10 protein-coding genes are annotated in these 11,148 nt (G+C 59.8%); 8 read left to right on the top strand and 2 right to left on the bottom strand.

The window, feature by feature from the left end; genetic code table 11:
• The gene (locus RMS95_RS00865; RefSeq protein WP_310642797.1) at positions 1-951 is read right to left on the bottom strand and encodes an AEC family transporter; all 951 of its coding nucleotides are present in this window, start codon (positions 949-951) and stop codon (positions 1-3) included.
• Positions 952-993: 42 nt separating this feature from the next.
• The gene (locus RMS95_RS00870; RefSeq protein ID WP_310642798.1) at positions 994-1,869 is read right to left on the bottom strand and encodes an amidohydrolase family protein; all 876 of its coding nucleotides are present in this window, start codon (positions 1,867-1,869) and stop codon (positions 994-996) included.
• Between the two features lie 154 nt (positions 1,870-2,023).
• On the opposite strand from RMS95_RS00870, the gene RMS95_RS00875 reads away from it, so the two are divergent.
• Genes RMS95_RS00875 through RMS95_RS00910 form a run of 8 tightly spaced genes read left to right on the top strand, consistent with a single transcriptional unit; the run spans position 2,024 to position 10,841 of the window.
• Positions 2,024-2,800: a crotonase/enoyl-CoA hydratase family protein gene (locus tag RMS95_RS00875; RefSeq protein WP_310642799.1), complete on the top strand. Its 777-nt coding sequence runs from the start codon at positions 2,024-2,026 to the stop codon at positions 2,798-2,800.
• On the top strand, positions 2,797-4,650 hold the full coding sequence (locus RMS95_RS00880) for a feruloyl-CoA synthase (protein ID WP_310642800.1): 1,854 nt from the start codon (positions 2,797-2,799) through the stop codon (positions 4,648-4,650). The genes RMS95_RS00875 and RMS95_RS00880 overlap by 4 nt, the downstream gene beginning before the upstream one ends.
• Before the next feature lie 23 nt (positions 4,651-4,673).
• Positions 4,674-5,459, top strand: a complete 786-nt coding sequence (locus RMS95_RS00885) for an SDR family NAD(P)-dependent oxidoreductase (protein WP_310642801.1) — start codon at positions 4,674-4,676, stop codon at positions 5,457-5,459.
• A 16-nt stretch (positions 5,460-5,475) separates the two neighbouring features.
• On the top strand, positions 5,476-7,206 hold the full coding sequence (locus tag RMS95_RS00890; RefSeq protein ID WP_310642802.1) for a tannase/feruloyl esterase family alpha/beta hydrolase: 1,731 nt from the start codon (positions 5,476-5,478) through the stop codon (positions 7,204-7,206).
• A 44-nt stretch (positions 7,207-7,250) separates the two neighbouring features.
• Positions 7,251-8,255 (top strand): Bug family tripartite tricarboxylate transporter substrate binding protein, encoded by a 1,005-nt coding sequence (locus RMS95_RS00895; RefSeq protein WP_310642803.1) that lies wholly within the window; start codon positions 7,251-7,253, stop codon positions 8,253-8,255.
• Positions 8,256-8,277: 22 nt separating this feature from the next.
• Complete coding sequence (locus RMS95_RS00900) at positions 8,278-9,999, top strand: acyl-CoA dehydrogenase family protein (RefSeq protein ID WP_310642804.1); 1,722 nt, start codon at positions 8,278-8,280, stop codon at positions 9,997-9,999.
• On the top strand, positions 9,996-10,433 hold the full coding sequence (locus tag RMS95_RS00905; protein ID WP_310642805.1) for a MarR family winged helix-turn-helix transcriptional regulator: 438 nt from the start codon (positions 9,996-9,998) through the stop codon (positions 10,431-10,433). The genes RMS95_RS00900 and RMS95_RS00905 overlap by 4 nt, the downstream gene beginning before the upstream one ends.
• A gap of 57 nt (positions 10,434-10,490) precedes the next feature.
• Positions 10,491-10,841: an FKBP-type peptidyl-prolyl cis-trans isomerase gene (locus tag RMS95_RS00910; protein ID WP_104798359.1), complete on the top strand. Its 351-nt coding sequence runs from the start codon at positions 10,491-10,493 to the stop codon at positions 10,839-10,841.
• The last annotated feature ends 307 nt before the right edge of the window (positions 10,842-11,148 follow it).

Genomic DNA, 11,148 nt, shown 5'->3' on the forward strand with positions numbered 1-11,148 from the left:
TTAAATATGCCAACCTGGCACAAAACTCATGCCCCACAAAATGAGGCTGATGGTAAAAAACGATGCCACAGTAGTGACCAACAAAGCCGAAGCGCAAAACCCAGCTAACCCGTGGCGTTGCGCCAGCAGCGGATAAATGCCCAACATGGGCATACCTGCCAGCAAGATGGCTGACACTTGCAAAGAAGACTCCATCGGCCCTACCACCCACAGCATCAAACCGACCATCAAGGGGTGCAGCACCAACTTACCCAAGGCAATCCAACGCACTTGGCGCAGCAAGCCTTCCATGCGCATGCCGACCAAAGTGCCGCCGTTCACAAACAAGGCCAAGGCCGCGCAAGCAGCTGCAAACATGTTGGTGGTTTTGGCAAACACGCTGGGCAGCTCAAGGTCAAACATCGAAAAGCAAAAGCCCAGCACGATGCCCCACATCATGGGTAACTTGCACATGCGCAACAAACTCTCTTTGACGGTGTGCTGCCACGAAGCGTGCTCGGACTCGCCACTTTCGGCAATGGCCAGAGCCAAAGGGATCACCAGCAAGTTTTCGATCAACAGCGTCAACGCCAAGGCCACGCCCGCTGCAGGCCCCAACACTTGCAACAAGATGGGGTAACCCACGTAGCCGCTGTTGGACGAACTGAAGCCCATGGCGACCAAGCCGCTTTCGGTCAAGCCTTTGTGGCGTAACTTACGCCACAACAGCAAACCACAGGCAAAGGTCAACAACGACCCCACGCCGTAAGCCACCAAGTACCTGGGGTGCAACACATCTGAAAAATTGCGGTTGGCCAAGGCATTGAACAGCATGGCGGGCAGGCCAAAGTTCAACACAAAGCGCCCCATCACCTGTCCATCGGGCTTGCTGAACATGCCGCGTTGCGTAGCGGCAAAACCCATGCCGATGGAGAGATAAATGGGGCCAGTGATGGTGAGAATATTGAGCATTGCGCCTAACTGTAATGGCCTTGCCGCGATGCCCTACCGAGCTTAAACAGCTGTTTTGTCCAAGCCTAACAAGCGCACCGCGTTGTCTTTCAAGATGCCAGGCATCACCTCAGGACGGAAACCGGCCACTTCAAAGTCTTTCATCCAACGCTCAGGCGTGATCAGCGGGTAATCGCTGCCAAACAACACGCGATCTTTGAGCAGCGTGTTGGCGTATTGCACCAACTGTTTCGGGAAGTACTTGGGGCTCCAGCCCGACAGATCAATCCACACGTTGGGCTTGTGCGTGGCCACGCTCAGGGCCTCGTCTTGCCAAGGAAAGCTGGGGTGGGCCATGACGATTTGCATGTCGGGCCAGTCAATCGCCACATCATCCAAATGCATCGGGTTGCTGTAGGCCAAACGCAGGCCGCCACCGCATCGCATGCCGCTGCCAATGCCGCTGTGGCCGGTGTGAAAAATGGCGGGCAATTTGTAGTGGTTGATCACCTCGTAGATGGGCCAAGCCATCTTGTCGTAGGGGTGGTAGCCCTGCACGGTGGGGTGAAATTTGAACCCCTTGATGCCGTCTTCCTTGATCAAACGCTCGGCCTCACGCGCGCCCATCTTGCCCTTGTGTGGGTCAATGCTGGCGAAGGCAATCATCATGTCGCTGTTCTTTTTGGCGGCGTCGGCGATTTCTTCGTTGGGGATGCGGCGTCGACCCAGTTGCGACTCGCTGTCGACGGTGAACATCACCAAACCGATTTTCTTTTCGCGGTAATACGCCACGGTTTCATCAATGGTGGGGCGCAGGCTGGAGCCAAAGTATTTGTCGGCAGCGCGGTCGTACTCTTCGCCGTAGCTGTCAAACGGGTTGCGGCAACTCACCTCGGCATGGGTGTGGATGTCGATGGCAATGAGGTTTTTGTAATCCATGGGCTTGTCTCCTGAGGGTGGGTAATGGGGCGAACACTCAAACAGTCTGGACTAGGGTAAGTCCGGATTATTTAGTTATCTTACATAACCATAATTCAACCACAAAACAAAAGCAAGCTGACACAAACCCGAACGCGACACACAGGCACTCACCATGAACTCCAACCCAGACATCCACTTTGAAATGCAAGACACCGTTGCCGTGGTGCGCTTGACCCGCCCCACCAAGCGCAACGCGTTGAACGACAAATTGATCGCCTCGCTGCGTCACATCTTCGAGAACCTGCCCGCGACGGCCAAAGCTGCCGTGATTGCCGGTGACGGCGACCACTTCTGCGCGGGTCTTGACCTCAGCGACTTGCAAGAGCGCGATGCGGGTCAAGGCATGCACCACTCACGTTCGTGGCATCACGCCTTGGAGCGCGTGCAATACGGCCCCGTGCCTGTGGTGGCAGCCTTGCACGGCGCAGTGGTGGGTGGTGGTTTGGAGTTGGCCAGCGCCTGCCACATCCGCGTGGCGGACGAGAGCGCGTTTTACGCATTGCCAGAAGGCACACGCGGTATTTTTGTGGGCGGCGGCGGCTCGGTACGCATTCCTCGTTTGATCGGCGTGGCCCGCATGACCGACATGATGTTGACCGGCCGCGTCTACAACGCCGCTGACGGCGAGCGCGTAGGTTTGGCCCAGTACTTAGAGCCCAAAGGCACCTCGTTCGCCAAAGCCATGGAGTTGGCCAAGCGCATTGGCAACAACGCCCCGCTGACCAACTACGCGCTGATCAACGTGCTGCCCCGCATTGCCGAGCAGCCTGCGGACCAAGGCTTCATCACCGAATCCATGATTTCAGCCATCGCCCAATCGGCGCCTGAAGCCAAACAACGCGTACGCGACTTCTTGGAGGGTCGCGCAGCCAAGGTGCAACAAGCATGAGTACCCCAAAATTCCGTGACATGACCTTCGGCGTCACCCGCGTCACCCTGCGCGAGGGTGAGCAAGGCGCACGCTACATGGCGGCTGACCAAGACATCGCCCCTTATGCACACCGCTTGACCGACCGTTTGGTGCATTGGAGCCAAGAGGCCCCGACCCGCACCTTGTTCGCACGCCGTCAAAAACAAGCCGACGGCACCACGGGCGACTGGCGTCACATCAGCTACGCCGAGGCGCTGCAAGCCGCACGCCGCATTGGTCAAGGCTTGCTCAACCGTGGGTTGAACGCCGAGCGCCCTGTAGTCATCCTGTCTGAAAACAGTTTGGAGCACGCGCTGTTGGCGCTGGGCTGCATCTACGCGGGCGTGCCTTACTGCCCCGCATCGCCCGCCTACTCCACCATCAGCCAAGACTACGACAAGCTGCGCCACATCTTGACCACGCTCACACCGGGCTTGGTATTTGCCTCTGACGCTGCGCGTTACGGCAAAGCCATCCAAACTGCCGTGGGTTCAGACGTGGAAGTGGTCTTGCACGAAGGCCACCTCGACGGCCGCGCCGTGACGATGTTTGACGACTTGGCCGCCACCGAAGCCACACCGGCCATTGATGCGGCCATGCAAGCGACAGGCCCTGACACCATCGCCAAGTTTTTGTTCACCTCGGGCTCCACCAAAATGCCCAAGGCCGTCATCAACACGCAACGCATGTGGTGTGCCAACCAACAGCAAATGGCGCAATCGATGCCCGTGCTGGCCGACGCGCCACCCGTGCTGGTGGACTGGCTGCCTTGGAACCACACCTTTGGTGGCAATCACAACTTTGGTTTGACGATCTACAACGGTGGCACGCTCTACATCGACGACGGCAAACCCACGCCTGCTTTGATGGCCGAGACGCTGCGCAATTTGCGCGAAATCTCGCCCACCGTGTACTTCAACGTGCCCACGGGCTTTGAAGCCATTGCCCACGCCATGAAGACCGATGACGCCCTGCGCGCCACCCTGCTCAAACGCGTGCGCATGTTCTTCTACGCCGGTGCCGCTCTGGCGCAACCGATTTGGGACAGCCTGTTCGAGAGCCAAGAACGCGAAGTGGGCGAGCGCATCGTGATGAGCACAGGCCTGGGCATGACCGAATCGGGCCCCTTTGCCATCTTTGTCACCAGCCCCAACGTGAAAGCGGGCGACTTGGGCGTGCCCACCCCCGGTATGGAACTCAAACTCGTGCCCAACGGCGACAAGGTGGAGGTGCGCTACAAAGGCCCCAACATCACCCCCGGCTACTGGCGCGCGCCCGAAGAAACCCAAGAAGCGTTTGACGAAGAAGGCTTCTTCTGCACGGGCGACGCGGTGAAATGGATCGACGAAACCGATGTCCACCAAGGCCTGAAGTTTGACGGCCGCATTGCCGAAGACTTCAAACTCGCCACCGGCACCTTTGTCAGCGTGGGTCCCTTGCGCGGCAAGATCATCGCGGCAGGCGCGCCCTATATCCAAGACGTGGTCATCACGGGCTTGAACCGCAAAGAAGTCGGCGCCTTGATCTTCCCCACTGCGGCCGTGCGTGGCCTGAGCGGCTTGGGCCCCGAAGCCTCCATGGCCGAGGTGTTGGCCAGCGCCCAAGTGGTGTCGCATTTCCAAACGGTGCTCAACCAATTGGCCCAAACCGCCACGGGCAGCGCCAACCGCATTGCCCGCGCGGTGCTCTTGAGTGAGCCACCGTCCATCGACAAAGGCGAAGTCACCGACAAAGGCTCCATCAACCAACGCGCCGTGCTCAAACACCGCGATGCGCTGGTGCAAGCCCTGCACGACGGCCAAGCCCCGCACACCTTGATGCCTCACTAAATTCAACACCTCAGGAACTCGCTATGCAAATTCAAGGACAAACCGCCCTCGTCACGGGCGCTGCCTCCGGTCTAGGTGAAGCCACCGCGCGCGAACTGGCACGCTTAGGTGCCAAAGTGGCTGTGCTCGACGTGAATGCCGCGTTGGCCCAAACCGTGGCCGACAGCCTCAACGCGCAACACGGTGCAGGCACAGCGATCGCCTGCGCGTGCGAGATCACCAACACGGACAGCGTGCAAGCCGCCCTGAACGCCGCTCAAGCGGCCTTGGGCCCAGCCCGCATTTTGATGAACATTGCAGGCATCGGCACCGCCAAGCGTGTGGTCGGCAAAGACGGCAACGCCGCACCTTTGGAAGACTTCGCCCGCGTGGTCAACGTGAACCTGATTGGGGCCTACAACATCAGCCGTTTGTTTGCCGCCGAATGCGCCAAACTCGCCCCCGGTGAAGACGGCGCACGCGGCGTGATGATGTTCACCGCGTCTGTCGCGGCCTTTGATGGCCAAGTGGGCCAACAGGCCTACAGCGCCTCCAAAGGCGGCTTGGTCAGCATGACACTGCCGATGGCCCGCGATTTGGCGCAACACGGCATTCGCGTGTGCACCGTCGCCCCCGGCTTGTTTGCCACGCCGTTGATGCGCACCCTGCCCGAGCCCGTGCAGCAGTCGTTGGCCGCGTCCATTCCGTTCCCATCGCGCTTGGGCAAGCCCGAAGAATTTGCCGAGCTGGCCTGCCACATCGTCACCAACAACCACCTGAACGGCGAAGTCATTCGCTTGGACGGCGCCTTGCGCATGGCGCCTCGTTAACAGCACACCACGACACATGACCTCGATCTCCACCCCTCACGTCAGCCCCATGGCCTTGGCCTGCACTTTGAGCGCGACGCTGATCGCGGGCTGTAGCGGTCTGCCTTGGCAAGCCGCCAGCCCCATGCAACAACTCACACCTGCCGTGGGTGCCAGCCTGCAAAACTGCGATGCCTTGCCCCAGCAGTTCAACTTTGCACGCACCCAAATCGACAGCAGTGCACGGGTCGCAAGCGGTGCCATGAAACAAGGCGACCAACCCCTGCCCGAACACTGCCGTGTGACGGGACAGATGAACAAACGCAAAGGCAGTGATGGGCGTGACTACGCGATTGGCTTTGAAATGCGGCTGCCACAAAACTGGAATGGCCGTTTTTATTACCAAGGCAACGGCGGGCTCGACGGCTCTGTGCAACCGGCCTTGGGCGCACTCGGTGGCGGCCCGATCACGGGCGCGCTGATGCAAGGCTTTGCGGTCATCAGCTCTGACGCCGGTCACACCGTGCCACAAACGCCCTTCTTCGGCATGGAGCCCCAAGCACGACTCGACTACGGCTACCAAGCCGTCGCCAGCCTCACGCCCATGGCCAAAGCGCTGATTCAAACCGCGTACGGCAAGGCCCCCGACCGCTCTTACATCGGCGGTTGCTCCAACGGCGGACGCCACACCTTGGTGGCAGCGGCACGTTTGGGCGATCAATATGACGGCTACTTGGCGGGCGCCCCTGGCTACCGCTTGCCCAATGCAGCCTTGGCCCAACTCTGGGGCGCGCAGCAATGGCAGACACTGGCCACCGCAGGTGCCACCGTCAAGCACCCCATGAATCCGAATGCCAGCTTGCTCGATTTGGAAAGCGCCTTCACGGCGCCCGAACGTCAAATGGTGGGCCGACGCATCTTGGACGTGTGCGATGCACTCGATGGTGCGCAAGACGGTTTGGTGCAAAACACACAAGCCTGCCAAAGCCGCTTTGATTTGCAACGTGACGTCAAAACCTGCACCGCCACACGCGATGGCAGCTGCTTGACCGCCGAGCAAAAACAAGTGGTGGCCCGTGTGTTTGCGGGTGGCAAGACCGCTGACGGTCAGCCCATTTACGCCAGCTTCCCCTACGACACCGGCGTGTCGGGTGGCAATTGGGCGATGTGGAAATTTGTCAACGCTTTGGCCCTTGATCCACTGGCCGTGGGCTCGGTCTTCAGCAGCCCACCGGACCGCGTAGACCCGTTGAAAATCGACATCAACGCTCGCCCCGCGCTGTTTGCCGCCACCAACGCCACATACACCGAATCGGGCATGAGTGTGATGACGCCCCCCGGCCACAACGACCCCACCAACCTCACGCCACTGCGTGAGCGCGGCGGGAAGATGATGGTCTACCACGGCGTGAGCGACCCGATTTTCTCGGCCGACGACTCGCGCCAATGGTGGTTGCGTGTGAACCAAGCACAAGACGGCAAAGCCGCAGACTTTGCACGCTACTTCCCTGTGCCCGGCATGCTCCATTGCAGCGGCGGCGCAGCCACCGACCAATTCGATTTGCTGACCCCTTTGGTCAACTGGGTGGAACAAGGCATTGCCCCGCAAGCCCCAACGGCCCGTGTCCGCCATGAAGCGGCTGGCAATGCTGAGCTGCCCAAAGCATGGGCCGCCAACCGCTCACGTCCTTTGTGCGCTTACCCCACCACCGCACGCTACATCGGCTCAGGCTCTCTTGAAGATGCCTCGAACTTTGCCTGCCACTGATTTTTAAACCGTTTCATTTCACACTTTTCACTAGGAGACAAACCATGAGCAATCGCCGTCAATTTATTCAAACCGCCCTCGCCCCCGTGGCCTTGGGTGCCCTCGCCCCTTTCAGTGCCTTTGCACAAAGCGGTGCTTTGCCCCTTGAGTTGGTCAAAATCATCAACGGTTTTCCAGCTGGCGGCAGCGCCGACGTGACCAGCCGCCGCATCGGTGACAAGCTGGGCAACAGCAGCTACACCAAGAACGGTGCCGTGGTGGAAAACAAAACCGGCGCCGCTGGCCGCATCGCCGTTGAAGTGGTGAAAGCCGCGCCCGCTGATGGCTCCACATTGTTGTTGACGCCTTACTCCATGATGGCGATTTACCCCCACATCTACAGCAAGCTGAGCTACGACCCCTTCAAAGACCTCGTGCCCGTGGGCATGGGCTCCATGTTGTCGCACGGTTTGGCTGTGGGCCCCATGGTTCCCGCCAGCGTGAAAAACGTGAAAGATTTCTTGGCGTGGGCCAAGGCCAACCCCAACGACGCCAGCTATGGCTCGCCCGCCGCGGGCTCGACCCCTCACTTCTTGGGCGCTTTGCTCGGCTTGAACAACAACGTCGACCTCAAGCACATCCCTTACCGTGGTTCGGTGCCCGGCATTGCCGACGTGATTGGTGGTCAATTGGCGTCCATGATCACGCCACACGGCGACTTCATTGCCAACCACAAAGCGGGCAAGCTGCGCATCATCGCCACATCGGGCCGCACGCGTTCACCGTTTGTGCCTGACGTCGCGACCTTCGCTGAGCAGGGCTTCCCAGACTTGATCGTGGAAGAGTGGTTCGGTTTCTACGCCCCCGCCAAGACGCCCGCCAACGTGATCGCCGCCGCCAACGCCGCCATCAACGTGGCCATCAAAGACAAAGTGGTGATCGACAGCTTGGCCTTGTCCGGCATGGTGCCTGTGGGCGGCTCGCCAGAAGATATGGCGCGCGACATGAAGAAGCAATACGACGCGTGGGGCCCCATCGTCAAACGCATCGGCTTCACGGCTGAATCCTGATTGACCCTGCGGAGCTGAGCACATGAATTACCAACCCCGTCTTGAAGATATCCAATTCATTTTGGAAAAGGTGCTTCATGTGCCGCAACGCATCGCAGAGATGCCAGCATTCGCCGAGGTCGACGCCGACCTCATGAACCAAGTGTTGGAAGAAGCTGGCAAATTTGTGGGCGAGCAAATCGCCCCCCTCAACCGCGTCGGCGACGAAGTCGGCGCCCACATCAAAGACGGGGTGGTCACCATGCCACCCGGTTTCAAAGCGGCGTACCAAGCCTTTTGGGAGTCAGGTTGGGCTGCGCTGACCACCGCGACCGATGACGGCGGCCAAGCCCTGCCCGCCGTGCTGGAAAGCGTGCTGTACGAATGGTTGTCTGCCGCCAACCATGGCTGGACCATGGCCCCGGGCTTGCTGCACGGCGCCTATGAGTGCATCAAGCACCACGCCAGCGCCGAACTCAAAGCGCAGTATTTGACCAAGGTGGGCACTGGCGAATGGCTAGCCACCATGTGTTTGACCGAACCCCATGCGGGCAGCGATTTAGGCTTAGCCGCCACCCGCGCAACGCCACAAGCAGACGGCAGCTTTGCCATCCGCGGCACCAAAATTTTTATCTCTGGCGGCGAACACGATTTGACCGACAACATCGTGCACTTGGTGTTGGCCCGCTTGCCCGACGCACCCGCAGGCCCCAAAGGCTTGTCGCTGTTTTTGGTACCCAAGTTCTACGCCGATGGCGCGCGCAGTGCCGTGCATTGCGAACGCATCGAAGAAAAGATGGGTATCCACGGCAGCCCCACGTGCGTGATGCGTTTTGACGAAGCCCAAGGCTGGCTAATCGGCGAAGTCGGCCGAGGCCTCAACGCCATGTTTGTGATGATGAACGCGGCACGCTTGCACGTGGCGCTCCAAGGCGTGGGTTTGCTCGACGCCGCTTGGCAAAAGGCCGACGCTTACGCCCACGAGCGCCGCCAAATGCGCGCGCCCAAACCAGCAGGCGTCAAAGGCACCGCAGCCGCCGACTTGATCATTGAACACCCCGCCATGCGCCGTATCTTGGACACGCAACGCGCGTGGATCGACGGCTCACGCGTGCTGGCCTACAAAACGGGCTTGGCGCTGGACCAAGCCAAACACCACCCTGACGCAGCGCAGCGCGAATCGGCCCAGCGCTGGTGCGCCTTGATCACCCCCATTTTGAAATCGGCCTGCACCGAGCAAGGCTTTCATGGCGCGAGCGACTGCTTGCAAGTGTTTGGCGGCCACGGCTACGTCAGCGAATGGGGCATTGAGCAAAACGTGCGCGATGCCCGCATTGCCATGATTTACGAAGGCACCAACGAAATTCAAGCCATCGACTTGCTGATGCGCAAGGTGTTGAGCGACGGGGGCAGCGCACTGAACGCGCTGCTCGATGAGTTGGCCCAACCACTGTCAGCGGCCCGCCCCCACGAAGCCCATGTGCTGGACTTGTTTGCCCAATTGCGCGCCATCACCGCCGAGGCGGTGGCCGTGAACGGCCAAGCCGAGGGCGCTATCGCGTTGAGTTGGATCGCGGGCGACTACCTGCGACTGGCCACTTTGGCCTTGCTGGCATGGAGTTGGGTCCAAATTGACCAAGCCACAGCGGCACACGCCACAGAGGCCCACCGCTGGCAAGCCCCCGCCACCGCATTGCGCGCGTGGGTGCTGCCCGAGTTCGGCATGCGAGCGGCCATGATTCGCGGACAATTCACCGCGACATGAACGACGACATCGACACCCGCTTTCTCGAAACCCTGCTGGGTTACAACACGCGCCGAGCCGCGCTGACCATCATCACCCGCTTCATGGAACGCATGGCGGTTTACGAACTGCGACCTGTTGATTTTTCGGTGCTGTCGCTGATTGGGCACAACCCGGGCATCACGTCGCGCCAGCTGTGCAGCGCGCTCAACATCTTGCCGCCCAACTTGGTGGGGTTTCTCAAAAACTTTGAAAAACGACACCTGATTGAACGCAAACCACACCCCACCGACGGACGCGCCGTGGGTTTGTTTTTAACGGAAACCGGAAACGCGTTGATGCGGGAGGCCGAAGTCACAGCCAACGCGTCAGATCTCAGCACCGCCACGGCCTTGACAGCCGCAGAGCGTAAAACCCTCACTCGGCTGCTGCAAAAGATTTACCTGCAAAGCTGAGCCAGCGGGGCTCGTTACACTCTACAGCTTCGATTTCTGACCCTCAAGGACTTCTCCATGATCACCACCCCTTCCGGCCTGCAATACATCGACACCGTAGAAGGCGACGGCGCAACAGCCGCTGCTGGCCAATACGTGAGCGTGCACTACACCGGCTGGCTGTACAAAGACGGCGAGCAAGGTGCCAAATTTGACTCCAGCCGCGACCGCAACGACCCGTTTGAGTTCGGTTTGGGCGGCGGCATGGTCATCAAAGGCTGGGACGAAGGCGTGCAAGGCATGAAGATTGGTGGCCAACGCACCTTGATCATCCCTCCTGAACTGGGCTACGGTGCCCGTGGCGCTGGCGGTGTGATTCCTGCCAACGCCACCCTCAAATTTGACGTGGAATTGCTCGCTGTCGAGTAAAACCAGCCGGTCGCCCTGCCATGTGCGACCTCGCAGGGGCCCCTTGGGGCCCCGTTGCTTTTTCAAGGGGCGTGTTTCTGTGTGGCAAATATTTGCAAAACCACACTTGAAACAAGGTCTGACGACCCCATTTATTTCACATATCTTCGAAAACTGAGCTTTTAAATAAGGGCGGATTCAAGGACGAAGTGCAACAAAGATGAACTGGTTATAGGTGGCTGAGGATGCGAGAGCATCATGGCCGCTTTAACCGCCAAATCGAAATTGCCCAATGTACAAGCACCTCAGCCGAGAAGAACGATACCAA

Origin of the sequence: Limnohabitans sp., from assembly GCF_031539175.1 — a bacterium.
Lineage (GTDB): Bacteria > Pseudomonadota > Gammaproteobacteria > Burkholderiales > Burkholderiaceae_C > Limnohabitans.

What these genes read in the sequence shown, in the direction of transcription:
- RMS95_RS00865 (WP_310642797.1), bottom strand. Translation starts at nt 951, where the DNA reads ATGCTCAATATTCTCACCATCACTGGCCCCATTTATCTCTCCATCGGC.
- RMS95_RS00870 (WP_310642798.1), bottom strand. Translation starts at nt 1,869, where the DNA reads ATGGATTACAAAAACCTCATTGCCATCGACATCCACACCCATGCCGAG.
- RMS95_RS00875 (WP_310642799.1), top strand. Translation starts at nt 2,024, where the DNA reads ATGAACTCCAACCCAGACATCCACTTTGAAATGCAAGACACCGTTGCC.
- RMS95_RS00880 (WP_310642800.1), top strand. Translation starts at nt 2,797, where the DNA reads ATGAGTACCCCAAAATTCCGTGACATGACCTTCGGCGTCACCCGCGTC.
- RMS95_RS00885 (WP_310642801.1), top strand. Translation starts at nt 4,674, where the DNA reads ATGCAAATTCAAGGACAAACCGCCCTCGTCACGGGCGCTGCCTCCGGT.
- RMS95_RS00890 (WP_310642802.1), top strand. Translation starts at nt 5,476, where the DNA reads ATGACCTCGATCTCCACCCCTCACGTCAGCCCCATGGCCTTGGCCTGC.
- RMS95_RS00895 (WP_310642803.1), top strand. Translation starts at nt 7,251, where the DNA reads ATGAGCAATCGCCGTCAATTTATTCAAACCGCCCTCGCCCCCGTGGCC.
- RMS95_RS00900 (WP_310642804.1), top strand. Translation starts at nt 8,278, where the DNA reads ATGAATTACCAACCCCGTCTTGAAGATATCCAATTCATTTTGGAAAAG.
- RMS95_RS00905 (WP_310642805.1), top strand. Translation starts at nt 9,996, where the DNA reads ATGAACGACGACATCGACACCCGCTTTCTCGAAACCCTGCTGGGTTAC.
- RMS95_RS00910 (WP_104798359.1), top strand. Translation starts at nt 10,491, where the DNA reads ATGATCACCACCCCTTCCGGCCTGCAATACATCGACACCGTAGAAGGC.